Consider the following 24,616-nt stretch of genomic DNA (forward strand, 5'->3'; position numbering starts at 1 on the left):
ATCAGCAACTTAGCCGGACTGGGCGCCTGTTCGGCGCGGTTTGATCTGGCGGCGCAACTTGGCCACGGGAACACTTTCGCGGTGCTCAGCGGGCTTCTGCGCGCGGTGCACGGCAACAATCCCACCGCTGAGGTTGCGGTAGGTGATGTCCGTCCATCCGGCGTCGGCCAGCCACTGTGCCAGGTGGTCCTGGTCCGGCCACGCGCGGATGGACTCGGCGAGGTACACGTAGGCGTCCGGGTTGGAGGAGACCTTGGTGGCGATGGCCGGGAGGGCGCGCATCAGGTACTCGGTGTACAGGTTGCGCCACAGGGGAACCACGGGGTGGGAGAACTCGGCGATGACCAGCCGGCCGCCGGGCTTGGTCACGCGCAGCATTTCCTCGAGGGCCTTGCGGGGTTCCACGACGTTGCGCAGGCCGAAGGAGATGGTGGAGGCATCAAAGCTGTTGTCCGCGAACGGCAGGTTGGTGGCATCCCCTGCGATGAAATCGATGTCGGGGCGGCGGCGCTTGCCCACTTTGAGCATGCCCAGGGAGAAGTCGCAGGCCACAACATCAACGCCCGCGTCGGCGTAGGGCTCGCTGGACGTTCCCGTTCCGGCGGCGAGGTCCAGGACTTTCTGGCCCTTCTTTACATCCATGGCGTCCACGACGATCCGGCGCCAACGCCGGGTCTGTCCCATGGACAGGACGTCATTGACGACGTCGTATTTTGGGGCGACATCATCAAACATCGTCGCAACTTCGTCCGGACGCTTTTCCAAGGATGCTCGGTTCACCCAGTAATTGTCTCAGACATTCCGCAGACTTTGCTGCGCTGTAGAAGTCGGCTCAGGTTCTGCTCCCGCGCGGGAGTACTGTTGTTCCATCATGACGAGCACGCTCCGCACCTTGACAGTCCCCCTCGATGTTGGATCATCCCCCGGGGGGCTGCCGTCGTTTCTGGTGCGGGACGACGTTCTTTGCTGGTCGCGGCGCGAAGCCGGCCTGGTGGGCTATGGCGAGCTGAGCCGCTTCAATGCCACCGGCCCCGAGCGTTTCCTCGAGGCCGATATCTGGTGGCGGCACCTCATTCTTGAGGCGGAAATCACTGATCATGTGGAACTCCCGGGCACCGGTCCCGTCGCATTTGGCTCCTTCGCTTTCTCCAAGACGTCCCCGCACGTCTCCCGCCTGATCCTCCCGGAATTGGTCATCGGCATCCGCGACGGCCGCGCCTGGGCCACTCAATTGACGTTCGACGGCGACCCCCTCACCGAGGCGGGCGTCCTCGCCAGCGTGGACCGCTGGCTCGCCGGCACCAACGGTGACGAACCCGCCCAGGGAGGGTCCGACGTCGGGCCGTCACCTGAGGCTGTTGCCGAAGACGGCTACCTCAGCCACGGCTCGCTCAGCGAAGCCAACTGGATGAAGGCGGTGGCCGATGGCGTCGAGGAGATCCGCGCGGGCAAGCTGGAAAAACTGGTGTTGGCGCGCGACGTCGTTGCCACCCTGCCGGCCGGCGTCAACGCGGCGGAGGTTCTTCGCCAGCTGGCCGCGAGGTACCGGGAATGCTGGACGTACGGCGTTGACGGCCTGGTTGGCGCGACGCCCGAAATGCTGATCCAGGTGGAGGGCCGTACCGCGCAGGCCCGGGTCCTGGCGGGAACCCTGGACCGCCGGGATGCCGATGGCATGGACGGCTCCCCCATGGAATACGCCGAGCGGGTTTTGGCCGGTTCGGACAAGCAGCGTCACGAGCATGAGATCGCCATTGATTCGTTGACCCGCCAGCTGGCCCCTTTCTCCGAGGCGATGAACTCCCACAGCGAGCCGTTCATTCTTGAATTGCCCAATGTGTGGCACCTGGCCTCGGATGTGAAGGCCGAGCTGGCCGATATTGAGGGTCACGTGCCCACGTGCCTGGCGCTCATCAACGCCCTGCACCCCACGGCCGCTGTCTGCGGAACCCCCACCCTGGTGGCGGGTGCCCTGATCCGGAAACTCGAGCACCTCGACCGCGGACCCTACGCCGGTCCCGTGGGGTGGCTCGATGCCGCCGGCAACGGAGAGTGGGGCATAGCGCTGCGCGGAGCGGTCATCGAAGATGCCAACACCGTGCGACTCTACGCCGGTTGCGGCATCGTGGAGGGCTCGCAGCCGGAGGCGGAACTGGCGGAGACCTGGGCCAAGTTCCGGCCGATGCTGGAGGCTTTGGGAATCAAGCGCTGAATCTGGGATTTCAGACAGGGCTTCTCTTCTAGCGGTTGATAAGTGCGTAAACTGGTTATCTAATAGTGAAACTTCGTTTCCTGTGATGCACATCTCACGTTCGGGGCTACACTAAAACCGACTCAGTTCAGCATCCACCGCAACAAAAGGTAAAACACATGCAGATCTCCCGTTCGGTTCTGTCCGGCACCAAGATTGCCGCCGTGCTCGCAGCCGGCGCATTGGCCCTCACCGCCTGTGGTGGTTCCTCCACCCCCGCAGCCTCCGATGGCTCGGGCCTGAAGCTCATCAACGCCGGCAAGCTGACTGTGTGCTCGGATGTACCCTACGAGCCCTTCGAATTCCAGAAGGACGGCAAGATTGTCGGCTTCGACATGGACATCGCTGCAGAGATTGCCAAGGACATCAAGGCAGAACTCAACGTGGTGGACAGCTCCTTCGAGGCCATCGAGACCGGCACCGCACTGACCGGCTGCGACGTCTCCATCTCCTCGATCTCCATCACGGACGTCCGCAAGAACGTGATGGACTTCTCCAACCCGTACCTGGACGATGACCTGACCCTCGTGGCCACCTCGTCCTCCGGCATCAACAACATCGACGGCGCCAAGGGCAAGAAGGTCGGCGTCCAGCAGGCGACCACGGGTGCCCAGTACGCCAAGGACAAGGGCATCGACGCGCAACAGTTCGAGGACTCCGGCTTGCTGGTCCAGGCCCTCAAGGCCGGCACCATCGACGCCGCCATCGGCAACCAGTCCGTTCTTGGCTACGCCATCAAGGACGATTCGAACCTGAAGCGCGTTGAGGACTACGCGACGGGTGAGAAGCTGGGCATCGCCATCAAGAAGGGCAACACCGCCATGGCCGACGCTGTGAACGGCACCCTGAAGCGCATCACTGACGACGGCTCCCTGAAGAAGTTCCAGACCACCTGGTTCGGCGAAGCCACCAAGTAGTCCGAGCCCCGGCTCTCCCGAGATCCACGCAGGCGGGCCCCGAAACGATTCGTTGTTTCGGGGCCCGGCTGCGCAACATGAATGTGAGAACACCATGGCAATGACTGCACGTCAACGAGCCAAAGTCAGTTTGTACGTCCAGGCGGGCATCTTCGTTGTGGTCCTGGCCGCAGTGATCCTTGCCGTGGACTGGAAGACGATCGGTACCAGCGTCTTCAACTTCGCCAAGATCGGCCCGATGTTCCCGGACATTTTCCTGGTGGGCCTCAAGAACACCCTGATCTACACAGCGCTGGCCTTCGTGGTGGGCCTGTCGGGCGGCCTCCTGCTCGCCCTCATGAAGCTCTCCTCCTTCCCGCTGTACCGCTGGATCGCCACCGGCTACATCGAGTTCTTCCGCGGCGTCCCTGCCCTGCTGGTCTTCATCGCCTTCGGCTACGGTGTTCCGCTTGCCTTCGGTGTCCAGTGGGATGTCAACGTGGTGGTCATGGTTTCGCTGGGCATGGTGGCCTCGGCCTACATCGCTGAAACCCTCCGCGCAGGCCTGCAGGCTGTGCCCAAGGGACAGATGGAAGCGGCCCGTTCGCTGGGCATGCCGCACTGGCGGGCGATGGTTTCCATTGTCATTCCCCAGGCGTTCAAGATCGTCCTTCCCCCGCTGACCAACGAGATCATCCTGCTCACCAAGGACTCCTCGCTGATCTACGTCCTGGGCCTCACCGCTTCCCAGTACGAGCTCACCAAGTTCGGCCGCGACGGCATCTCGAGCCTGGGCGCAGGCCTCACCCCCTTGCTGGTGGCTGGTGCCTTCTACTTGGTCATCACCATCCCGTTGAGCCTCCTTGCGAGGAAGTTCGAAAGCCGCTCCGCGCGGACCAAGCGATAGGCAGGACAGTCATGAACAACTCCACTGGGAGCACGGCAGCCGTTCGCGCCGCCGGCGTCGACATCAAGGACCTCCGCAAGTCCTACGGCAACAACGAGGTCCTCAAGGGCATCTCACTGACCGTGGAACCGGGCCAGGTAGTCTGCCTGATCGGCCCGTCGGGCTCCGGCAAGTCCACCCTCCTTCGCTGCGTCAACCTGCTGGAACACCCCAACGCCGGCACCATCAACGTAGGCGAGTTCGAGGCGACCGATCCCGACGTCGACCTCAACAAGATGCGCCAAAGCGTCGGTATGGTCTTCCAGCACTTCAACCTGTTCCCGCACCTGAGCGTGCTGGAGAACTGCACCATCTCGCAGATGAAGGTGCTCAAGCGCTCCAAGTCCGAAGCCGGTGAGGTGGCACGCCACAACCTCGAACGCGTCGGCCTGGGACACTTGGCAGACCGTTTCCCGGACCAGCTCTCCGGTGGCCAGCAGCAGCGCGTGGCCATCGCACGCGCTTTGTCCATGGACCCCAAGCTCATGCTCTTCGATGAGCCCACCTCCGCGCTGGACCCTGAAACGGTGGGCGACGTCCTTGCCGTCATGCGGAAGTTGGCCCAGGAAGGCATGACCATGCTGGTGGTCACCCACGAAATGGGCTTTGCCCGGGAAGTGGCCGACCGCGTTGTGTTCATGGATGCCGGCGTTGTCGTGGAGGAAGGCCCGGCCGAGCAGGTCATCAGCGCCCCCACCCAGCCGCGTACCAAGGAATTCCTGCGCCGCGTCCTTGACCCGACGCACATCGGCGTCGAGGAAGCGTAACTCCTCTGGTTTGACGCAAAAGGCGGGCGGCACGCACATTGAGTGCCGCCCGCCTTCCGTTTCCCCACGCTCTCTCCCATCCCCCCGCTTTCCTGCCGGCGCTCTCTCATATCCCCCCGGCCTGCCGCCGACGCTCGCTCACATCCCTGCGGCTTGCCGCCGACGCTCAATCACGTCCTACCGGGAAAGGGCTCAACCGGCTGTCAAAACCTGACCAACGGCCGCGCTGATCGCTTCCTTGATCCGGGCATGAAGTCCACGCAGCCCTGCCCGGTCCACGCGCACTTCCACAATGGTGCGGCCCTTCAGCGGCGCCCTCAGTGCGTCGGCGAGTTCCGCCGTCGTACTGACCGCTTGGTGCCCGACGCCGTACGCCGCCGCGAGTGCCGCGATGTCCACTGAGTGCGGGGTGCCAAAGAGGCGTTCGACGGCGGTGCCGTAAGCGCCCGAGTCCTCCACCGCGCCGTGTTCGAGAAGGCTGAAAATCGCTCCGCCGGAGTCGTTGAGCACCACGATGCGGAGGTCCGGAGTTGGTTCTCCCTGGCCCAAAAGAAGGCCGCCGGCGTCGTGCAGGAAAGTGACATCGCCCAGCAGGACGGTGGTTTCGCGTCCGCTGCCCAGGGCGATTCCGGTAGCCGTGGCGATGGTGCCGTCGATGCCGGCGAGGCCGCGGTTGGCGTAGACGGTGGCGATGGGTTCGTGGTGCGGTTGGCCGGCGAGATCGACGTCGCGGATGCCGTTGGAGGAGCCCAGCACCAACTGGCCCCGGGAGTGTTCCCACACTGTGGCGCCTACGGATGGGCCGTTCGCGACGCTCTCCCCCGCAAGCACGCCGTCCAGGGCATGTTGGGCAGCGGCCCCGGCAAGAAGCCAGGAATCCAGCCATTCCGCGGAGCCGCGGCCAGCGAAGTCCGCCAGTTCGGGGAGGGTTTCCACGGGCGTTTCCCGGCGGCGACCGGCCTCGTACCAGGCGACCGGGACAGGTTGGTAGATCGCGGACTCGACGGACTCACGCGCCAGAAGTGCTGCAACAGGGCGGGACAATGTGGCCCGGCCAAAGAGGACCACGCGCTCGACGGGGCTCGGCGACTCCGGCCCGAAATGCTCCAGCAACACCCTGTACGGCCCCACCGCATTGGGTCCGAAGCGGGCGTTGGAGGACGGTTCTGCCAGCAACGGAAGGCCGTGCGCGCGGGCGAAGGCGTCGGCGACAGGGCCGGCGTCGTGCCCTGCGAGGACCACGGTTCGTCGCTCCGGCAGTTCGCTGGGAGCCGCCGGAAGATCCAAAGCCCGGGGACCGGCGTCGTAATGGAAAACGCCGTGCCCTTGCGTGTCCGGCAGGGCGTCCCCGGCCGCCGGAATCAGCGGGTCGCGGAACGCCAGGTTCACCTGGACGGGTCCGGGCGGAGTATCTTCGAGCGCGCCCGTAGCGGCGTAGAGTGCGGTGGCAACGGCTTTCTGCGGATTCTCCCCCGCGCCGACGTCGACGGCGAAGCGAACGTGCTCGCCGAAAAGGTCCAATTGGATGGTGGTCTGGTTCGCCCCGGTGCCGTGGAGTTCTTCGGGGCGGTCAGCGGATATAACCACTACCGGAACGGCCGAGTGGTTCGCTTCCATGACGGCGGGCAGCAGGTTTCCCACTGCGGTGCCGGAGGTGGTCAGGACGGCAACGGGAGCCTCCGAGGATAGGGCGAGACCGAGCGCGGTGAATCCCGCGTCGCGTTCGTCGATCCTTACGTGGAGCCGGATCCGGCCGGCTGCTTCCGCTTCGGCGAGCGCGTACGCCATGGGCGCGGAACGGGACCCCGGCGCAACCACGGCGTGCCGAACGCCGCCGTCGAGCAGTGCAGTTACCGCGATCCGGGCAGCGGCGATGGATGTCAGAGAGTCCTGGAAAGTCACCGTTCCAGTCTATGGGCGCTCGTCCCTCCCCAACGCTCGCTCACATCCCCCCACTTTCCGGCCAACCCTCACGCACATCCCCCCACCTTCCGGCCAACCCTCACGCACATCTCCGCGGTCAGGGCTCTTCGACGTCGATCACGACCTCGTTGTGGCGAAGGAACCATGGCTTGAAAGGGGGATCGAAACGCGCAAACCGGGGAGCCCCAAGGGGGAGCAGACCTGCCAGGCGGAGGGCCTCAAGCAGCGCCACACTATGGCGTTGAAAAGCCGTAGCTGATCCGCTCCCAGAGAACCGGGCGACAGCCGTCAAGGACCCTGGTACCTCGCGGATTTTGACCCTGGGTTCGTCGGGGACAGGGGCGCTATCTACTGTCACTCCAGGCGGCAGGACGAAAGCCACGACGTAGTCTTCGTCTTCGCCTCTCGGGATAGGACCGCTCTGCAGAACGGGCGCCGTCATGACCATTTCCTCGGATGATGCGTTCTCTTGCAGAACGGGCGCGGTCATGGACAGCTTCTGCCGGGCTTTGTTACTGCCGCTGATGTAGTTAAAGAGGGAGCGGAAGGCCTCGTTTGCGGCGCGATCAAACGCGGCATGCACTTGAACCTCCGCGAGAACATGCGCCGGATACCGGCGCAGTTCGAAGTGAGGATAGCGCTTGACCAGATCATACGGCTGCTGTTCAGTCATGGTGGGATTGACCCTACGCCGGTGTCGCGCAGCCCGCCATAGTCCGGGAACGTGAGCGAGCGTCAGGAACGCCCAAGCGCTCCCCTACCTCCAGGAGATAAGGGAGCGCTTCAGCGGATCAGTTACTTACGGAACACCTGCACGATGGACGGGCGGGGTGCCCGCACCGCACCAGGCAAAGGGGTGGCCCCGGCGGGTACGTAATCCGGGAAGTACGAGTGGGGCGCGTCGAACGTGCCTTCTTCGCCCGGGTGCTGGACGGCGACGAACACCGTCCGCTCTTCGTCGTGGACGATCGGACCACAGGTCTCGGCGTCGCGGGGAACGGCCAGGAACTGTTCCACCTTGCCGCGCTCCGGGCCTTCGAGGGTGACCTTGAACAGACCATCGTTGTAGCCGATGGTTGACGGAGCACCGTCGGTGGAGATCCAGAGGTTGCCTACGGAGTCGAACGCCACGTTGTCCGGGCAGGAAATCGGCGAGACCTTGTCGGCCGGGAACCCCGAGAAGTACGTGGAGCTGTTTTTGGAGGGGTCGCCTGCAACCAGCAGGAGGGTCCAGTTGAACTTGGTCCCGGTTTGGCCGGGACCTTCCGTGATTTCCACGATGTGGCCGTCCCGGTTGAGTGTGCGCGGGTTGACCTCCGTCGCGCCTTCCTTGCCGGCCTTGCCACGATCGGAGTTGTTGGTGCAGGCCACGTAGATCTTGCCGGTGAGCAGGCTGGGCTGGACGTCCTCACAGCGGTCCATCTTGGTGGGGCCAACCTTGTCGGCGGCCAGACGGGTGTAGACAAGAACCTCGGCCACGGACATACCGGGCACCGCCGAGGCACCGCCAACCACCAGCGGCAGCCACTCGCCCGAGCCGTCGAACGCTCCGTCGGCGGGGAGCTTGCCGCTGCCATCGATCTCGGCAGCAGGCGAGTCGCCGGTGAAGCGGGCCACGTACAGGTCACCTTCGGAGAGCAGGCTCATGTTGTTCTTGCGAGCTGCCTTGGAGTCGCCGGGCTGGTACTTGCCCTTGGAGACGAACTTGTACAGGTAATCGAAGCGCTCGTCGTCACCCATGTAGGCCACAACGCGGCCGTCCGGGGCAAGAATGACGTTGGCGCCCTCGTGCTTGAACCGTCCCATGGCGGAGTGTTTCCGGGGAGTGGAGGTGGGGTCGAACGGATCAACTTCGACGATCCAGCCAAAGCGGTTGCTTTCGTTGGCATATCCGGAGTTGCGGGTGTCAAAACGTGGCTCGTCGAGCTCCCACTGGCGGGTGGTCGGCTTCGATGAGAGACCGTAGCGCTTGTCTCCGTCGCTGGTTCCGGGTGCTGCAAAGTAGCCGTTGAAGTTTTCCTCACCGGAGAGGATGGTGCCCCAGGGGGTGGTGCCACCCGAGCAGTTGCCAAGGGTGCCCTTGATGTAGCGGCCGGCCGGGTCATCGATGGTCTTGACCAGGTTGGTGCCTGCAGCCGGACCGGTCAGTTCATAGACCGTGTCGGTGATGAAACGCCGGTTCAGGGCAGCACCTTGAACGTAGCTCCACGGCTTGTTCTTGTTTTTGCGTTCCAGCTCCACGACTGCAAGGCCATGTGCGGCGCGGCCGATGGCGCGTGCTTCCGCAGCATCGAAGCCGACAGGCAGCATGATGTTCTCGTTGGTGTACTCGTGGTTGGTGAAGAGCACGGCACGGCGATCCTTGGAATCGGGGATCGGCAGGATGTCGGTGTAGTCGTTGTTGTAGCCGAACTGGCATGCCTGGGCTGCGGCCGTCTGCTTGGTGATGTCGAAGGCGGGTGAGTCCGCGAACAGAGGGTCACCCCAGCGGATGATGGGGTTCCAGCCGAAGCCCTCCGGAACGGTAAAGGCATCGACGGCGGCATCGACAGGCTTGATGGCAGTGAACTGGAGCTTGGACTTGTCGAAGCCCTTCTTTGCAGCGTCGGACAGTCCGTTACCGGCATCGGCGACGGCGGAATCGGTACCGGTCACGGCACCTCCAAGAACGACGGCGAGCGCTCCTGCTGCGCCGAGGCCCAGTGCCGCGCGGCGGGACATCGCCGTGGAGGCAATATCGCGGAAGTAGCCGTTGGCGCTGGTGTTGCAGACGTCGCCTGCACAGGCGTTGTCGCACTTGAGCGCACACGTTACCGCACTGCGCTTACCCTTGGTGTGGCCGAGCATGGGCAGCAGCGGGAACTTGCGGCCGGTGGTTTCAGACATGGGGGGACCTTCCAGAGTGTGTACGAGGATCCCGACGAGCCTTTCAGCGCAATCCAAAGCTGAGTGGTCTGCCCGGTTAAGACCCGGTGAACAACCCGTGCCGGTCCGTGGCCAAGACGGCGTGGACGCGCCGGAGCCGGTCCAGCCACCAATCCCGGCGTTCCCCGGAGGCCGCAAACTGCTCCAGCAGCCCGGCGTCGGCGCTGACATCCCGCAACCGGATGGCGCCGTCGTCGGCTACCAGCGGATCGGCAGTGATGTCTGAGGCGAAGAGCGAAACGGTTCCCAGCCCGCAGGCATATGGCAACGCTGGAAGTGCTGCCGCGAGCGCCAGGCCCCCGCGGATACCCACGGAGGTGTCCAAGGCGGAACTGACGACGGCGGGCAGCCCGGATTGTTCGACGATGGCCAAGGCCCGCCGCACTCCCCCGAGGGGCGCCACCTTGACCACGATGAGGTCGGCGGCGCCAGCGCGTGCCACACGCAAGGGGTCATCTTCCTTGCGCACACTCTCATCCGCGGCAATGCGGACAGGGGTCGCCCTGGAAGATACCCGCCGCCGCACCTCAGCCAATCCATCAATGGTGGGAACAGGTTGTTCGGCGTATTCAAGCCCGTATGGAGCCAGCACCCTGAGGGCTTCAACGGCTTCCTCGACGTCCCACCCGCCATTGGCATCCACCCTGATGGCGGCCTCAGGAAGGGCCCGACGGACTGCTGCTACTCGCGCGAGGTCGTCGGACAGTTGTTGTCCCTTTTCAGCGACCTTGATCTTGACAGCATCCACGCGCCCGAACCTGGCCAGGACGTCGGGAACGCGATCAGCAGAAACTGCCGGAACCGTCGCATTAACCGGAACCTCGGCCCGCAGAGGTGCCGGGAACCCCAGCCAGCCCGCCTCCAAGGCGGCCGCCAACCAGCGGGAGGATTCGTCGTCGTCGTATTCCGGGAAAGGACAGAACTCTCCCCACCCCAGCGGCCCGCGCAACAGGAGAGTCTCGCGCTCCATGATGCCCCGGAACTTCACGCGCATGGGCAACGAGACCACATAGGCGGAGTCAAGGAGTTCTTCAAGTTCAGGAAGGGGAACAGGCATATTGCCACTGTACCGGCGGCCTTTCACGCCGCTGCGAAGGAAAGTGGGCTATGTGGAAAACTACTCCGACCAGTACGTACGCACTTCTTCGCGGGCCCGGGCAAGAGGCTCAGCAGGCACAATCAGGGAGCCCTCCGGCAACCCCGCATCATCCCACTTTGCAACGATCTGCAGGTCACCTTCGGCGGGCCGCGGCCACAACCAATACTTGGCAGAACCCTCTGCCTGCTCGTCATCGGCACTGCTGCCACCGCCTTCCCGCGGCACCAGGAATGGTCCCGGAATGTCGAGGGAGCCTTCCACCATGGAAGGATCCCCGGCGAAGGCTTTGCGACCATCGGGCAGCGCAACCCCGATGAGGATGCCCGGCAAGCCGGGTCGCTCGAAGCCGCGCTCCATCACTTCCAGCCACCCCGAATCGGACTCTTCGGAGCGCCGCACGGACCACACAAGATCCAGAATGCATCCCGTGGAAAAGACCTCGACCGCTTTGAGCGCCACCACCGCGTTGGGGCCGCGGAGTACAAAGCCTCCGGAGGGCACCATGCCCGGCAGCTCGTCCGACGGCGGCCCGGACCATGCCGGCCGGCTCAGCTGCGGTTCACGTAGCCCGGCGGGGGCCTCGGGGAGGTCGTCGAAGAAGCTCATGCTCCATCCATACACCGCCACATAAGCTCTGGGGAAGGTCACCTGACAACCGAGAGGCAGCAACCGCGATATTCTCGAAGTCACAACACGATGTGGGGGAAACATGAGTCAAGCAATGCCCGGTTCAACAACGCCTCCCGGTTGGTACCCGGACCCGTCATTCCCTCAGCGGATGCGGTGGTGGGACGGTGTGCAGTGGACACCGCATCTGGCCCCAGCCACGGCGCAGACCATGCCTGTCCAGCGCGTTCTCATCAGCAACCAGACGCCGGTGTACAACCCGTTCATTTGGGCGATCACATTGCTCCCGCTCGTCACGCTCCTCCTGATGCTCACCTGGCAGCCAGAGTTCCGCCTCATCACAACGCGCCAAGGCACCACCACCGTCGACCCGACGTCGATCTACTCCCCCGGATATTTCTTGCTCCAGGGCGTCGGGTTCGTCACGTACGGGCTATCGGTTTTCTTCGCGTTCCTTGATCGCCAGCGCCTTGCGAATTCGGGAGTGATCCGACCGTTCCACTGGGCCTGGTGCTTCCTGAGCCCCACGGTTTACATCATTGGCCGGACCGTGATCGTTCGGAAGGTAGCTCTTGGCCGGGGTCTCGCCCCGATCTGGGCCATGATCGGAACCTACATTGTGTCGCTGATCGTGGTGGGCATTTGGATGGCCAATTTCATGTCGCAGATCTACTCGCAGATTGGCTACTCCGTAAACGCCTAACGCCGAAGGGACGCAATGACTGACGCCTCAGCGCCGGGCCCGCTTTCGAGTCCCACCACGACGCCGGAACCTGGCTGGTACGCCGATGCTGCGGACCCACGGTACTTCCGTTGGTGGGATGGCTCGGCCTGGACACAACATATAGGACCACCGGCTTCGCCGTTGCTCAACCAGCGCCCAGCCCTCCGCCCGGGGACTCCGGTCTACAACGCCTTCGTCTGGGTCTTCGCCGGGCTGCCGTTGCTTCCAGCGGTGCTCGTCCGGCGTGGAACCCACAGGTCCGTTTCGTGACATCATCCACAGGCGATCCCGTTCCTGATCCGTCGTCTCTCTTGGACCTCGGCTACTTCCTGACCATTGGGACCTTGGCGTTTGTGTACCTGGCGTCGGTTGTCCTGGCATTCTTCGACTACCGGAGGCTACGAAGGAATGGAGTCGTCCGGCCATTTCACTGGGCCTGGGCCCTTATGTACATGGGCAGCGTGGTTTACATGATTGGCCGGACAGTGGTGGTCAACAAGGTCGCCCCCGGACGTGGGCGGTGGCCAATGGCTGTGCTGATCGCAGGGTGGTTGCTCTACATGGTCCTGGCCAGCCTCAAAAGTATGGAATTTATGCGCTCCATCTTCTCGGGAATGGGCTACGGGGCCTGAGCCAGTAATCCGCCCTCACACGCGTTAGGTAGACTGCTGGCTAAGCGCAGGAGAGGAAGCCGATGAACCGCAAGGCAACCGCACTGGACGTCGCCAAGAGGGCCGGCGTGTCCCGAAGTGCGGTCTCACTGGTCCTCAATGGGCGCGGAGACGGAAACGTGGCCAAGGAGAGCCAGGACCGCATCCGTTTGGCAGCCCAGGAGCTGAACTACTCCCCCAATGCTATTGCCCTCAGCCTGCGGAACCAACGGTCGCGCGTCATCGGCATAGTCTCCGACGCGGTGGTAGTGAGCCCTTTCGACGGCAACATCATCGGCGGCGCGGACGACGTCGCACGCAGCCGTGGCTTCGTCACCGTTGTCATGGACACCGAAAGCGACGCCGCCCGGGATGCCAGTGCCATCGAAACCCTCCTGGACCGGCAAGTTGATGGCCTCATGTACGTGACTGTCGGCTTGAAGCCCATCGAGATCCCCCAAGGCATGCTCCGCGTCCCGTCAGTCCTGGCCAACTGCTACGACGAACATCCCCAACCCCAGCTTCACCACGTCATCCCGGACGAAGTCACCGGTGGCCGTGAAGCCACCGAACACCTCTTGCAGCTGGGCCACCGGGATATTGCCCTTGTGGCCGGCGCCAGCGAAGACCCGGCCGCTCCCCTCCGGGTGCAAGGTTACAAGGACGCCTTTGCGCGCGCCGGGATCGGCATCAGGGAGGACCGGATTACGCACGCCGGCTGGGATATCAATGACGGCTTCACCTGGGCCATGCGCCTGCTCGACGACGTCGAACCCACCAACCGGCCGACGGCCATCATGTGCGCCAACGACCGCCTGGCCATCGGCGTTGCGCTGGCGGCCTCGCGCTTGGGCCTCAGCATCCCCGGCGACCTCTCCATCATGGGCTACGACGACGAACACCGGATCGCCAACACCATGGTTCCCGCCCTCACCACCATGGCCCTGCCGTTGCGCGAGATCGGCCAGGCGGCCATGACAGCACTTTTGCGAACCATTGAGGGCGAGGAAAGCACGACGGCGGCCCCCACCCTGGAGACGCTTGTCCCCTGCCGCTTGGTGGTGCGTGAGTCGACGGGCCCAGCACCACGCTGAGCCCGTCGTTGCGAGGCCCGCTCAGCGCCCCAAATCCTCGAAATAGCGCGCAGAGCGGGCCTCGCAGCGGAGGACACTCAGCGAGGCAGTGCCAACTCCCACACCTCGGCGGTCGCGCCATCGGGAAGGTTTAGCGTCCAGGATTCTCCGGGCGCAGGGTAGGCCCGGAGGGTGGTGGCGACGGAACCGGAACGGTACACCTCCACCAGGGAGGCATCGATGAAGATCCGGAGCTCCTCCCCCTCAACCAGCTCACCCGAATAGACCGCCTGGGAACCAGAACCCTCACCGAGTTCCAAGGAAACAGTGCCGGAACCGGACACCAGCACCTCGGCAAACCCAGGAACCTCCACGGATCCGGTAGCCCTGGAAGCCACGGAAGCACCCCGGTAAACGCCGGCTTCCGGCGCGGGAGCAACAGCCAGCGCCCCGTCAACCACAGACAAAAGGCGGGGATGCGTTAACACACCCGACCATCCGGCGTCGTCGATTTCTTCCTGGGTGCGGCCACGGCGACCGTCACGTCCGGGCCCTTCGTTGGCCCAACCGAACAGCAAAGCCGAAGCAGAGCGGCCATAAGAAAGCTGCACGATTTGCGGCGCGTAGAAGTCGCGGCCAAGGTCGGACTTCCCGCCCGAGACAGGAGCAAACACCGGCAACCCGGTCTCCGGGTCGGCTGAGAGCGAACCGATCAGGTGCCCCACGCCGTTGGCGTGCTCGTGGTCGTCTCCGGAAAGCCAGAGCGAGAACATCATGACCCACGTGGAACCGCCGGATGCCACCGGCACCTCTACCAACTGAGGGCACTCCCAGATCTCAGCCGGCGTGTGCTCGGCAGCCACAGGGTTGGCCGTGGTGAGCCAGATCCCTTGGTATTTCCAGTCGTCGAGGGAGTCCACGGTGTACAGCAGCAAGGCGGCACGCCCATCGGCCAGTCCGGCGCCCTGCATGGCGTAGCGGACGCCGTTGAAGTGGAAGATGAAGGGGTCGCGCACAGCAGTGACCAGCGGATCGGCAGGCATGGGAGCGGCCACGTGTCCGTCCTGCTCCCACGTCACCAGATCCGCGGAACCACGCGCGATCACTACCTGGGAGTGACCGCCGTGGTCCTTCACACCGGAGTATGCGGCCGTCGGAACGCCGTTATCCGAGGTCACCACGCCAGTCCAGCAGCCGGCAGAGTCCGGGCCGCCCGCTTGGGGAACCAGTGCCACCGGGTGTTCTTCCCAGCGGACCAGGTCCGGGGAGCTCACATGGCCCCACTGGATCTGGTGGTGCCGGGCGGACAAGGGGTTGTACTGGAAGAACACGTGGTAGCGGCCGTCGATGAAGCTGACGCCGTTGGGGTCGTTGATCCAGCCCTGCGCCGGACGTGGGTGGAACCTCGGGAAGGCAGGGTCCGGGTGCGTCGAGGCAGCCAACAGGGAGTCAGAGAGTACAAGGTCCGTCAACGGAACCCCTTTCAAAGTGAAGAAGAAACTACTTGCCCGCGCCTGCGGTGAGCCCGTCCTGCAGCGCACGCTGACCGAACATGAACACCACCAGCGCGGGAATCATGGAGAGGACAACGCCGGCAAGGACCACGGAGATGCTTCCTGTACCCAGGTTGCCCTGAAGGGAAACCAAGCCCAGTGGCAGCGTGAAGTTCTGCTCCGAGATGGTCATGATGAGCGGCCTGAAGAACTCGTTCCAGTGGAAGTTGAATGCCAGGATGCCTACGATTGCCAGGCCCGGCATGGCCAGCGGCGCATATACGGAACGGAACGTACGCCACGGCGAGGCACCGTCGATAGCGGCCGCTTCAGCGAGCTCGCCCGGCAACCCCAGGAAGTACTGGCGCATCAGGAAGGTGCCGAATGCCGTCGGAATGGCCGGGATGATCAGCGCGAGCAGCGTGTCCGACAAACCCACACCGCGGATCAGCATGAAGACAGGCACGATCGTCACCTGCGCCGGCACCATCATGGTGGCCAGGACGATGGAGAACAGCGCCCCCCGTCCGCGGAAGCGAAGGTGGGCGAAAGCGTATCCGGCCAGTGCCGCGGTGATCATCTGTCCTACTGCGATCAGCCCGGTGACCAAGGCGCTGTTAATGACCAGCGCCACGATGTTGAGCTGTTTGAAGACCTGCTCGTATGAGGTGAGGTCCGGATTGAGCGGCAGGAAGGCGGGCGGCAGTTGGAAGGATTCCGACGGCGGACGCAGCGAGGTGGACAGCGTCCACAAAACCGGGCCCAGGACAAAGACGGACGCGATCAGCAAGACGATGACGCGCGCGGCCACTGACCAGTCGCGCTTCTTCCGGGTGACTACGGGCGCCGTGGTGGTGACACGTTCTTGAATGGTGGTCATGGCGGGCCTTACTGGTAGAAGACGAATCGTTTGCTGAGCCGGAACTGAAGGGCGGTGATGCCCATGATGATGAGCGTCAGGATCACGCCGATCGCCGAGGCCTGGCCGAATTCAAGGCGCTGGAACGCGGACTCGAAGATCACCATGACCGCGGTTCGTGTCGAGTCGCCGGGTCCGCCCCGGGTGAGGACGTAGGGCTGGTCGAACACCTGCAGTGCGTTGATGATGGCCATCACCGAGGCCACCAGCGTGGTGGGGCTCAGCAGCGGCAGGGTGACGTACCAGTGCTTGCGCCAACCCGTCGCTCCGTCGATGGAGGCGGCCTCGTAGGTCTCCACCGGAATCGACGCCAGGCCGCCGATGAACAGCAGGAACGAGAAACCGAAGTTCTGCCAAACGTACACAAGAATCACGACGGCGGCCGACCCACCTGGCGTGGTCAGCCACGGAACCGCCGGGATGCCGACGATGGACAACAACCAGTTCACGACGCCGAATTGCTCGTTGAACAAGTACCGCATGAAGATCGAGACCGACGCCGCGGACAGGATCAGCGGGAAGAAGAACGCCGAGCGGAAGAACACCCTCAACCAGGCCGGGAGCTTCTCCTGCACCATGATCGCCAGGCCCAGGGCCAACCCGAGCTGCAGCGCCACGGCAACAACCACGAACACGATGGTGTTCAGGAACGACACCCGGACTGTGGGGTCCTGGACTACCTCCGCGAAGTTGTCGAAGCCCACGAACGTCGGCGCCGAGATGATGTCCCAGCGGAAGAAGGCGAGCGCGATCGACGCCACGATGGGCAGCAAGGTGAAGATGCCCATGCCTGCGATGGTCGGTGCCAGGAAGGCCCACGGGAGCCAGCGCTGTTGAACCCGTCCCCGCTTGGCATCGTGCGGGGATTTGCGGACGGCCTGTCTTCCTGTCCGGGCGGGCGCACTGGTGGTTGTGCTCATGGCTGCCTCCTCAGGGCCAGTTCAAGGTCACGCTGCATGGAGTTGAGCGCGTCCTTAAGTTGGCGCTCGTCGCCGCTGACAGCCAGGCTTACGTTTTTCATCAGGGCGGTCTCGACGGCGGCCTGCTGGGGTGGCGCTGGAATGGGGCCGGTGGTGGGGAAACGGTCCAGTGTGTCGTAGAAGACCTTCCAATGCCGGGGCCCTGTACCTGCATAGAGCTGCTCGTTAACCATCGAGCGGCGGGCGGGCGTGGTGTTCGGCGTCGGGAACACGATCCTCATGGCTTCCAGGCTCGAGGAGAACTTCACCCATTCCCAGGCGGCGTCCTTGTCCTTGGCTGTCTTCATGATCGCGTAGCCTGCGGTGCCGAACTGGTGCCGTTGGGACCGCCACTTGGGGAAGAACTGGACATCGAATCCGTCCTCAGTCATCCCCGCCTCGTGGAGGCCTTGAACCCAATAGCCGCCTGCCGGCGTCGTACCTATGCGGTTGGAGGCGAAGAGGCCGATCAGCGAGCTTCCGCCGCCTTCTTCGGGTCGGACGCCGAGTCCGTCCTTGACCAGCCCGCGGAGGTAATCGAAGGATTCGAAGACCCGGGGATCGTCTGCGTTGGGTTCGAGCCACTGGTAGCCGCCGGAGCGGAGGCCACGCGAGGGGTCGTTGGGATAGAAGCCGTCCCACAGCCACTCGCCTCCGCCGGACTTGGTTTCCTTGAGGAAGCTCGTGTCGTTGGCGTAGAGCCACGGCACCACTCCGCCGAAGAGCCTGTTGGTCCAGTAGTACGGAGTGAAGTCCTTGGGATTCGCCTTCTTCATGGCGGCGAGGGTGGCCCGGAAGTCGGTGTGGGTCCAGTCATCCGCGGGCCGGTCCAGGCCTGCCTGCCGGAGCGCTGTTGTGTTGTAGTACATGTTGGCGGCGTTCCAGTCGATGGGAAGCTGGAACAGGCTGCCCTTGTACATGAAGGCTTCCACCAAGCTGGGGTGGACGTCTGCGAAGTACTCCTTCATGTGGTCGGCATCGCGACGGAGGTACTCGTCCAACGGGTGGGCGAGCTTCTCGGCGAAGAGCTGCGCGCCTTCTGTTGCCACGTACACGACGTCCGGTGGTGTCCCGGCGGCCACCATGGTGAGGATCTTGGTGAAGAAGTCCTTCCAGTCCACGGCCTGGATGGCTTGGACCTTGACCTTGATCTCAGGGTGGACCTTGGCGAAGGCGTCGATAACCTTCTGGCGGGCTGCGGCGTCTGCGGCGGTGCCCATGATGGCGATGCTGAGGCTGTTGTCTCCCCGGCCTGGGATATCAGTGCCGGTCAAGCGCGGCCACGACGCCGCTGTGAGTCCGACAATTCCGGCGCCGAGGGCTGTGAGGGCACTTCTACGTGTGAATTCGCGCAAAGCCCCATTGGTTCCCGACATGTCATTTTCCTTCCCTAACACGTGTTAGGAACAGTATGCCTGCCACCTAACACGTGTCAAGTGTCACAGAATTGTTGCGTGCGCCTCACGCAAGCCCGCCACGCGAGGCCCCGATTCACATGAGCCGTCCAGCGAATTGTGGCAGTCTAGTCAGAATGAGTTCCCAGCAATTCCGCACCAGCGGGAGGTCGAGCAAACGGCCGCTTGAAGCACGCGCCGCAGGCAGTGGCACAGGTTTCCTTTTTTGCCTGGCCACCGTTGCCAGCATCGTGGGCCTCGCGGCGACGTACTACTTCTTCGTGCGCACCACCCCCGGCCAGTTCATCGACGAGTCAGCGCTGGTCGAAGCCACAGCCCTGAGCGGAACAGCAGGCCGGGCGTCCACGGAATTCCTGGACATGCTCCCCATGCTTTCCCTGGCGATCGCCACCGTGATGGTGCTCTTCGTGACCGTGGCACGACGCCGTTGGAGGGCTGCTGGAATCGCCGTGGCCGCCTGCGTCGCTGCCAACCTGGCCACCCAGGTCCTCAAATTCTTCATCCCGGACCGGCCCGACCGTGGCGTGCAGACCCTGGAGTTGAACTCACTCCCCTCCGGTCACACCACCCTTGCCGCCTCCGCAGCGGCAGCGGTGTTCCTGATGGTTTCACCGCGCTGGCGTCCACTGGCCGGCTTCCTTGGCAGCACGTTCGCCGTTGCCACCGGCGTCTCCACACTCATCAACCAGTGGCACCGCCCCGCCGACGTCATCGCCGCCTTCCTGGTGGTTGCCGCAGTGATGCTTCCAGCCGGCTGGATTGTCCTGCGCACCGGCGGCAGCTGGAATGTCTGGAAGGGCTACGGCGAGCACTGGGCCGCATCCCGGATCTGGGTATGGCTTACCGTCGGCGCCTTGATGATCGCCGTCATGGTGGCCGCGTACTCACTGTTCCAGGTGATGCCCGGACTCAGCGCCGACAGCACCATCGACTACTTTTGGGCAGGCACGGCCTTCATAGCCATCGCTGGATACCTCTCAGCGCTTGGCGGCACGTGGCTGTTCGGCCTGGCGGCCCGCAAGAACTAAGGCCCGACGGCGGCACACCGCCGTAGGCGTCAGCCCTCCGTAGCGTCGCTGCGCACCCGGCGGGCCTGCTCCCGGATGAAGGCGCGGTCCTCATCGGTCAGCACAGTGGCTCCATGGATATCCACGTCACTGTCATCGCCGGTTTGTCCCTTGATGATTGTCGTCACCGTCCGCGGCACCATGACGCTGCCGGGATTGTCGATGAGCCATTGCTGCGTTTCGGGAGAAAGCTGATTCCAAAATTCCCTGATGTGCATAGTGATCAGCGCTGCCGTTCTTGATTGGTGGGATAGGGCGGGGACCCTCAATGCACTGCCTCAAACTCGGGAAATTGGCCGGGTCCCCCCACTAGGCTACGACGGGAAAGGCCGATCCTGACCCGCCGGGTCCAAGGTTTCCGTGGATTACGTCGACGAATCTTTCGCGGTGCGCTACAGTTACTCCATTCGATGGATAAACAGTGGCCAACTCCAGGAGCTCCCATGTCTTCCACACTGAAACCCGGCTTGCACGGCAGCACCGCAACTGTCGCGGCCTCACGTGACCTCGTTGTGGACGTCATCCGGGTGGCCTGCATGTTCGCCGTTGTCGCAGTCCACCTGCTCATGATGGGCATCAGCGTGGACGACTCCGGCATCGGCGTGGACAACCCGCTGACCTCCCTCAGCTGGTTCGCCCAGGGCACATGGTTTGGCCAGGTCATGCCGCTCTTCTTCGTCGTTGGCGGATTCGCGTCCTTGACGTCGTGGCGAAGCCTGCGGCGGAAGGGAGGCGATGCAGGCGACTATCTGAGGAACCGGGTGCTGCGGCTGGTTCGCCCCACCGTTGCGTTGTACGCGTTCCTCACGGTTGCGCTGTGGAGTGCTACCGCGGCCGGCGTGCCGGGCGATCTGCTCGCCGTGATTGCCGCGGGCGCCGGAGTGCAATTGTGGTTCCTTGCCGCCTACCTGATCTGCCAGGCGATGGTGCCCACCATGGCGAAACTTCATGAAGCAGCACCGTACCGGACCATCGGCGCGCTGGCCGCGGGCGCCGTCGTCGTGGATGTTTTCCGATTAGGCTTGGAGCACAATTCCTGGGGCTTCGACTCGAACCCGATCGGGCTGCTGAATATGGTGTTCGTGTGGGGGCTGCTGCAGCAGCTGGGGTTCTTCTATGCCGATGGGTTCTTTGACCGGTTTGCGCGTTGGCACCTGGTTCTTGCTGCGGCTGGTTGTTATGCATCGTTGGTGCTGCTGACGCATTCGGGTCCTTACCCGGTGGACATGCTGACCAGCCAAAACCCACCCATGTTTCCCCTGATCCTGGTTGGGCTGGCCCACGTGCTTCTGGTAAAGGCCTTCTACCCGGTGCTGCAGCGGTGCGTGCAGCTTGGCTGGGTCCAGAAGGTGATGTTTGTGGTGGGCAGCCGGGCCATGACCATCTATCTGTGGCACTTGCCGTTGATCATCGCGATGTTCGGGATCGCCCTGCTCCTGCGGCTGCCCTTCCCTGAGCCCGCCAGTGCCGAATGGTGGCTCAGCCGGCCGGCCTTCTACGTGGCGGCGTGGGCCTTGGTGCTCCTGGTCTCCATGCCGTTGGTCCGTCTGGAGCTCGCAAGCACCGCGCTGGCCCCGGGAGCCTCGCGGCCTGCGATGTGGCGGATCGTTGTTGCGACTGTGCTTGCCATCATTCCGCCCTTCGTGGTGATGCGCACGGCCCTTGGCGCGGCCAACGCCACGTGGGGTTTGCTGCTGCTGGTGGTTGCTGTGGTTCTGGTGACCGGCAAGGTGCCCGGCCATGCGTTGAAGCGTCCCGCTTCTGCTGAGCGCGTGCCTTCCTGACCTCTTTTCAACGGCTCACAGCCACAAAACAACCTGATGGGGGTGATTTGTGGCTGCTGCGGCTTGAGAGTGGGTCGGGAAGCCACGCGCCTCAGTAGTTGCGGCGGTGCTTCAGCCGGGGAATTGCGACGGCGAACACCGCTGCCGCTGCGAAGCCCAGTACCCCTGTGGCCCAGATACCGGCGGATAGGGAGACGGCGGCCGTCAATCCGGAGAGCAGGACCGGTCCCCCGGTGGCGCCCGAGTCTGCGATGAATCGCCAGATTCCCAGGAAATGACTCCGCCCGTTGTCCGGCGAGAAGTCGGCGCCCAATGTCATGATCAGCCCTGAACTGATCCCGTTTCCAAAGCCGATCAGCAACGCGACCAGGAGCAACGGGACAAAGCCTGCGGTGAACGGAATCAGGATCAGCGCCGATCCCATGATCACCGTGGACGGAATGGCCACCCATTGCCGGCCCTTCCTGTCCATGAGCTTCCCCGCAGGGTAGAAGACCAGCATGTCGATCGCTCCAGACAAGCCGTACAGCAGTGAGGCGTGGGTCGCGTCGAGGCCCAGATGCTCTGCCCACAGCGGGATAACGACCTGTCGCGAAGCACGCAATGCACTCAGCAGCAGGATGCCGAAGCCGACGCTCAGGAACACCCCCGCGTGCGACACCGCGACGCTCCGCAGCGTCGACGCCGGAGGGCGCGGACCGCCGTCGGACGTCTCGGGCGCAACCAAATCCGGGACGGTGAGCGATAAGGCTGCCGCCGCCATCATCCCTGCAAAGCCAACCCAGTACGCTCCGCTGATGCCCGCGAACTGCATGACTCCGGCCCCTATGAACGGGCCGATAAAGATGCCGATCCGGGTGACGCCACCCAAGGTGGACAGCGCACGCGCACGGAAGATGACCGGCACGGCCTCGGTGAGGAACTTCTGCCGGGCAAGGTTGAAGACGCTGGCGGACATGCCCACCAATGTCATGGAGGCCGCCAGCAACCAGAGTCCATGCTCCACCTGCGGGGCAAAAGCCGCCGCGCCCAAGGCCATGGCTCCCAGTGCACCGGCGCCAACGATGGACCATCGTTCACCAAACTTCTCGGTGATGATCGAGGCCGGAATGTTGAAGATCCACGAGCCCAGCCCAATGAGCGTCACGATCAACGCCGACACAGCCACCGAGGCGCCCAGCTCCCTGGCCGAGAGCGCTATGACCGGCAGGACCGCCCCCTCGCCGATACAAAACAGCAGCGCTGGCCCGAAAGCCGGGAGTGCGACGCTGCGAAGGCTGAAGTTCGTGTCTGCTTGGGTGGTGGTCATCCCTTTCATCCTAGGACCCGGGCAAGTGCCCTGCTGCCTTTCGTGGTCTGGCGGGCACCCTTTCGTGGGCTGGCCCGCACCCGTACGCGCCCGGCGCACCCTTTCGTGGGCTGGCCCGCACCCGTACGCGCTCGGCGCACCAGAGGTTACGGGTGCGATCGGCGGCAACGGGTGCGCGGGTTTAATGCGCGGTTGTTGCGGCTCTGGAGATCGGAGCCGCAACAACTGGATGCGAAGCGGAATTACCGCTCGGCCCTATCGACGGCTGGCTGCTGCCTTCCGACGACCAAGGGCGGTCATTACCAGGCCCATGAGGAGCATTGCTCCTGCCCAGAGTACGAAGCTGCTGTCCAGGCCCGTTGCGGCCAGGGTCTTGGCGCTTCCGACGGCGGTGGAGGCTGCCGCGGTCACGGAACCTTGGGTAGTAACCATTGAGTGAACACTGCCCGCGGTCTGGATGGTTCCGCCGGTGAGGTTTCCGTTAGTAGCGCCACTGTTCGTTGCGCCACCCGTTACGGGGCCACCGATGGGCTGATCATCGCCAGTTTCTCCACCGGTCGAGGGGCTTCCGGTGATCGGGGTTTCGGTAGGAGGGGTAACCACCGGAGGGGTGACAACGGGAGGCGTAACTACGGGCGGGGTGACGACGGGCGGGGTGACTACCGGAGGCGTGACAACCGGAGGGGTTACGTTGCCGGCAGAACCGCCACCGATGCCTACCGAGGTGGAGCCAATGGTGATGGGAGCGGTGATCGGAACGATCAGCTGCGTACCTGCAAGGACGCCGTCAGAGCCGGTCGTGGTGGCGCCTGGCGTGCTGCCCGTGCCGCCAGTGGTGCCGTTCGAACCCGACGTAGCCGAGGAATCACCCAGCACACCAGCACCGACAGAACCAAGGCCTACCGGAGCCGTAATCGGAGCAACAACCTGCGTACCGGAAGCGACGCCATCAGAACCGGAAGTCGAGGCACCGGACGAAGCAGGAGCCATACCGCCGGCAGAACCGCTCGAACCCGAGGTAGCTGAGGAATCCCCAGCCACACCCACGGCAGTGGATCCGACAGTGACCGGAGCCGTAATCGGAGCAACAACCTGCGTACCGGAAGCGACGCCATCAGAACCGGAAGTAGCGGCACCGGACGAAGCAGGCGCCGAGCCGCTGGCAGAACCGTTCGAACCCGAAGTGGCTGCCGAGTCACCCAGGACGCCGACCGACGTCGACCCCACCGTGATGGGGACCGTCACCGGTGCCACAACTTGGGTTCCCGAGGCGATACCGTCCGAACCGCTGGTGGCGGCCGCCGGCGTCGAACTTGTTGCCCCGGCAGGGGCGGAAGGTGTGACTGAGCTCGTCGCAGTGGAGCCCCCCAGCAGACCCACTGACGACGAGCCCAGGCTTACGGGCACCGTTACCGGAGCTACTACTTGCGTTCCGGAGCCGATGCCGTTGGAACCGTTGGTGGTGGCTGGCGCCGAACCGGAAGCGGCGGCGGGTGCTGCCGAACTGGTTGCTGCCGAATCCCCTACCAGGCCCAAAGAGGTTGCGCCCACGTTGACGGGCGCTGTTACTGGCGCCACCACCTGCGTGCCGGAGAGCAATCCGTCCTTGCCGCTGGTGGTATCCGCGGCGTTTGCAGCGGTGGCGCTGAGGACAATCATGCCCCCGGCAAAGCAGGTGCCGATCAGGCACTTGCGAATGGTCGTGTTCATGGTGTTTCTCTCCTGAAGATCTAGTTCCCGGAGACGTCCGATCAAGGATCGTCTGTAGAGCCGTCTGCCGCAAAAGTTG

At 64.1% G+C, this 24,616-nt stretch carries 23 protein-coding genes; 10 read left to right on the plus strand and 13 right to left on the minus strand.

All coding sequences use genetic code 11. The features are described 5' to 3' along the window. Nucleotides 1-9: 9 nt before the first annotated feature. A complete protein-coding gene (locus N5P29_RS15680; RefSeq protein WP_262275738.1) occupies nucleotides 10-780 on the minus strand; it encodes a demethylmenaquinone methyltransferase in 771 nt (256 codons plus the stop codon). A gap of 91 nt (nucleotides 781-871) precedes the next feature. Here N5P29_RS15680 and N5P29_RS15685 point away from each other — a divergent pair, with 91 nt between their 5' ends. From N5P29_RS15685 to N5P29_RS15700, 4 genes are all read left to right on the plus strand, one after another. Further along, nucleotides 872-2,212, plus strand: coding sequence for an isochorismate synthase (locus N5P29_RS15685; protein ID WP_262275739.1), 1,341 nt, complete (start codon nucleotides 872-874; stop codon nucleotides 2,210-2,212). A 158-nt stretch (nucleotides 2,213-2,370) separates the two neighbouring features. Further along, a complete protein-coding gene (locus tag N5P29_RS15690) occupies nucleotides 2,371-3,168 on the plus strand; it encodes an ABC transporter substrate-binding protein (RefSeq protein ID WP_018776840.1) in 798 nt (265 codons plus the stop codon). A gap of 94 nt (nucleotides 3,169-3,262) precedes the next feature. Beyond that, a complete protein-coding gene (locus N5P29_RS15695) occupies nucleotides 3,263-4,054 on the plus strand; it encodes an amino acid ABC transporter permease (RefSeq protein ID WP_262275740.1) in 792 nt (263 codons plus the stop codon). Nucleotides 4,055-4,065: 11 nt separating this feature from the next. Then, on the plus strand, nucleotides 4,066-4,860 hold the full coding sequence (locus N5P29_RS15700) for an amino acid ABC transporter ATP-binding protein (RefSeq protein ID WP_262275741.1): 795 nt from the start codon (nucleotides 4,066-4,068) through the stop codon (nucleotides 4,858-4,860). Nucleotides 4,861-5,052: 192 nt separating this feature from the next. Here the strand turns inward: N5P29_RS15700 and menD are convergent, their stop codons facing one another. The 5 genes from menD to N5P29_RS15725 form a co-directional block, all read right to left on the minus strand. Next, entirely contained in the window at nucleotides 5,053-6,762 is a 1,710-nt protein-coding gene (gene menD / locus N5P29_RS15705) for a 2-succinyl-5-enolpyruvyl-6-hydroxy-3-cyclohexene-1-carboxylic-acid synthase (protein ID WP_262275742.1), read from the minus strand. A 118-nt stretch (nucleotides 6,763-6,880) separates the two neighbouring features. Then, entirely contained in the window at nucleotides 6,881-7,456 is a 576-nt protein-coding gene (locus N5P29_RS15710; protein WP_262275743.1) for an SOUL family heme-binding protein, read from the minus strand. A 122-nt stretch (nucleotides 7,457-7,578) separates the two neighbouring features. After that, entirely contained in the window at nucleotides 7,579-9,669 is a 2,091-nt protein-coding gene (locus N5P29_RS15715; protein ID WP_262275744.1) for a PhoX family protein, read from the minus strand. A 76-nt stretch (nucleotides 9,670-9,745) separates the two neighbouring features. After that, nucleotides 9,746-10,765, minus strand: coding sequence for an o-succinylbenzoate synthase (locus N5P29_RS15720; protein ID WP_262275745.1), 1,020 nt, complete (start codon nucleotides 10,763-10,765; stop codon nucleotides 9,746-9,748). 60 nt (nucleotides 10,766-10,825) lie between these two features. Beyond that, nucleotides 10,826-11,413, minus strand: coding sequence for a hypothetical protein (locus N5P29_RS15725; RefSeq protein ID WP_262275746.1), 588 nt, complete (start codon nucleotides 11,411-11,413; stop codon nucleotides 10,826-10,828). A gap of 103 nt (nucleotides 11,414-11,516) precedes the next feature. On the opposite strand from N5P29_RS15725, the gene N5P29_RS15730 reads away from it, so the two are divergent. The 4 genes from N5P29_RS15730 to N5P29_RS15745 all read left to right on the plus strand — a co-directional run bounded on the left by N5P29_RS15730 (nucleotide 11,517) and on the right by N5P29_RS15745 (nucleotide 13,902). Further along, nucleotides 11,517-12,137, plus strand: coding sequence for a DUF2510 domain-containing protein (locus N5P29_RS15730; RefSeq protein WP_262275747.1), 621 nt, complete (start codon nucleotides 11,517-11,519; stop codon nucleotides 12,135-12,137). Nucleotides 12,138-12,152: 15 nt separating this feature from the next. Further along, the gene (locus tag N5P29_RS15735) at nucleotides 12,153-12,428 is read left to right on the plus strand and encodes a DUF2510 domain-containing protein (RefSeq protein WP_262275748.1); all 276 of its coding nucleotides are present in this window, start codon (nucleotides 12,153-12,155) and stop codon (nucleotides 12,426-12,428) included. Then, entirely contained in the window at nucleotides 12,425-12,790 is a 366-nt protein-coding gene (locus N5P29_RS15740; protein WP_262275749.1) for a DUF2510 domain-containing protein, read from the plus strand. Before N5P29_RS15735 ends, N5P29_RS15740 begins: the two co-directional genes overlap by 4 nt. 62 nt (nucleotides 12,791-12,852) lie before the next feature. Then, entirely contained in the window at nucleotides 12,853-13,902 is a 1,050-nt protein-coding gene (locus N5P29_RS15745; protein WP_262275750.1) for a LacI family DNA-binding transcriptional regulator, read from the plus strand. Nucleotides 13,903-13,979: 77 nt separating this feature from the next. On the opposite strand, the gene N5P29_RS15750 is transcribed toward N5P29_RS15745, so the two are convergent. Genes N5P29_RS15750 through N5P29_RS15765 form a run of 4 tightly spaced genes read right to left on the minus strand, consistent with a single transcriptional unit; the run spans nucleotide 13,980 to nucleotide 18,628 of the window. Beyond that, nucleotides 13,980-15,353 (minus strand): glycoside hydrolase family 32 protein, encoded by a 1,374-nt coding sequence (locus tag N5P29_RS15750; protein WP_262275751.1) that lies wholly within the window; start codon nucleotides 15,351-15,353, stop codon nucleotides 13,980-13,982. 28 nt (nucleotides 15,354-15,381) lie between these two features. Continuing rightward, nucleotides 15,382-16,254 carry a carbohydrate ABC transporter permease gene (locus tag N5P29_RS15755; protein WP_262275752.1) on the minus strand — a complete coding sequence of 291 codons (873 nt, stop codon included), beginning with the start codon at nucleotides 16,252-16,254 and terminating at the stop codon, nucleotides 15,382-15,384. A gap of 8 nt (nucleotides 16,255-16,262) precedes the next feature. After that, complete coding sequence (locus tag N5P29_RS15760; protein WP_262275753.1) at nucleotides 16,263-17,213, minus strand: carbohydrate ABC transporter permease; 951 nt, start codon at nucleotides 17,211-17,213, stop codon at nucleotides 16,263-16,265. Next, the gene (locus tag N5P29_RS15765) at nucleotides 17,210-18,628 is read right to left on the minus strand and encodes an ABC transporter substrate-binding protein (RefSeq protein WP_262275754.1); all 1,419 of its coding nucleotides are present in this window, start codon (nucleotides 18,626-18,628) and stop codon (nucleotides 17,210-17,212) included. The genes N5P29_RS15760 and N5P29_RS15765 overlap by 4 nt, the downstream gene beginning before the upstream one ends. Nucleotides 18,629-18,681: 53 nt before the next feature. On the opposite strand from N5P29_RS15765, the gene N5P29_RS15770 reads away from it, so the two are divergent. Next, the gene (locus N5P29_RS15770) at nucleotides 18,682-19,695 is read left to right on the plus strand and encodes a phosphatase PAP2 family protein (RefSeq protein ID WP_262275755.1); all 1,014 of its coding nucleotides are present in this window, start codon (nucleotides 18,682-18,684) and stop codon (nucleotides 19,693-19,695) included. Between the two features lie 29 nt (nucleotides 19,696-19,724). Here N5P29_RS15770 and N5P29_RS15775 read toward each other — a convergent pair whose 3' ends face one another. Then, the gene (locus tag N5P29_RS15775; protein ID WP_262275756.1) at nucleotides 19,725-19,862 is read right to left on the minus strand and encodes a hypothetical protein; all 138 of its coding nucleotides are present in this window, start codon (nucleotides 19,860-19,862) and stop codon (nucleotides 19,725-19,727) included. A gap of 315 nt (nucleotides 19,863-20,177) precedes the next feature. Between N5P29_RS15775 and N5P29_RS15780 the strand changes: the two genes are divergently transcribed. Then, nucleotides 20,178-21,518, plus strand: a complete 1,341-nt coding sequence (locus N5P29_RS15780) for an acyltransferase family protein (RefSeq protein ID WP_262275757.1) — start codon at nucleotides 20,178-20,180, stop codon at nucleotides 21,516-21,518. A gap of 91 nt (nucleotides 21,519-21,609) precedes the next feature. On the opposite strand, the gene N5P29_RS15785 is transcribed toward N5P29_RS15780, so the two are convergent. Next, nucleotides 21,610-22,827: an MFS transporter gene (locus N5P29_RS15785; protein ID WP_262275758.1), complete on the minus strand. Its 1,218-nt coding sequence runs from the start codon at nucleotides 22,825-22,827 to the stop codon at nucleotides 21,610-21,612. Between the two features lie 255 nt (nucleotides 22,828-23,082). Then, the gene (locus N5P29_RS15790) at nucleotides 23,083-24,537 is read right to left on the minus strand and encodes a cell wall anchor protein (RefSeq protein ID WP_262275759.1); all 1,455 of its coding nucleotides are present in this window, start codon (nucleotides 24,535-24,537) and stop codon (nucleotides 23,083-23,085) included. Between the last annotated feature and the right edge of the window lie 79 nt (nucleotides 24,538-24,616).

It is taken from the genome of Paenarthrobacter sp. JL.01a (assembly GCF_025452095.1).
Lineage (GTDB): Bacteria > Actinomycetota > Actinomycetes > Actinomycetales > Micrococcaceae > Arthrobacter.

Bases quoted from the DNA above. Each gene is read 5' to 3' on its own strand.
- N5P29_RS15685 (WP_262275739.1), top strand. From the start codon at position 872: ATGACGAGCACGCTCCGCACCTTGACAGTCCCCCTCGATGTTGGATCA.
- N5P29_RS15690 (WP_018776840.1), top strand. From the start codon at position 2,371: ATGCAGATCTCCCGTTCGGTTCTGTCCGGCACCAAGATTGCCGCCGTG.
- N5P29_RS15695 (WP_262275740.1), top strand. From the start codon at position 3,263: ATGGCAATGACTGCACGTCAACGAGCCAAAGTCAGTTTGTACGTCCAG.
- N5P29_RS15700 (WP_262275741.1), top strand. From the start codon at position 4,066: ATGAACAACTCCACTGGGAGCACGGCAGCCGTTCGCGCCGCCGGCGTC.
- N5P29_RS15710 (WP_262275743.1), bottom strand. From the start codon at position 7,456: ATGACTGAACAGCAGCCGTATGATCTGGTCAAGCGCTATCCTCACTTC.
- N5P29_RS15715 (WP_262275744.1), bottom strand. From the start codon at position 9,669: ATGTCTGAAACCACCGGCCGCAAGTTCCCGCTGCTGCCCATGCTCGGC.
- N5P29_RS15720 (WP_262275745.1), bottom strand. From the start codon at position 10,765: ATGCCTGTTCCCCTTCCTGAACTTGAAGAACTCCTTGACTCCGCCTAT.
- N5P29_RS15725 (WP_262275746.1), bottom strand. From the start codon at position 11,413: ATGAGCTTCTTCGACGACCTCCCCGAGGCCCCCGCCGGGCTACGTGAA.
- N5P29_RS15730 (WP_262275747.1), top strand. From the start codon at position 11,517: ATGAGTCAAGCAATGCCCGGTTCAACAACGCCTCCCGGTTGGTACCCG.
- N5P29_RS15735 (WP_262275748.1), top strand. From the start codon at position 12,153: ATGACTGACGCCTCAGCGCCGGGCCCGCTTTCGAGTCCCACCACGACG.
- N5P29_RS15745 (WP_262275750.1), top strand. From the start codon at position 12,853: ATGAACCGCAAGGCAACCGCACTGGACGTCGCCAAGAGGGCCGGCGTG.
- N5P29_RS15755 (WP_262275752.1), bottom strand. From the start codon at position 16,254: ATGACCACCATTCAAGAACGTGTCACCACCACGGCGCCCGTAGTCACC.
- N5P29_RS15760 (WP_262275753.1), bottom strand. From the start codon at position 17,213: ATGAGCACAACCACCAGTGCGCCCGCCCGGACAGGAAGACAGGCCGTC.
- N5P29_RS15765 (WP_262275754.1), bottom strand. From the start codon at position 18,628: ATGTCGGGAACCAATGGGGCTTTGCGCGAATTCACACGTAGAAGTGCC.
- N5P29_RS15780 (WP_262275757.1), top strand. From the start codon at position 20,178: ATGTCTTCCACACTGAAACCCGGCTTGCACGGCAGCACCGCAACTGTC.
- N5P29_RS15785 (WP_262275758.1), bottom strand. From the start codon at position 22,827: ATGACCACCACCCAAGCAGACACGAACTTCAGCCTTCGCAGCGTCGCA.
- N5P29_RS15790 (WP_262275759.1), bottom strand. From the start codon at position 24,537: ATGAACACGACCATTCGCAAGTGCCTGATCGGCACCTGCTTTGCCGGG.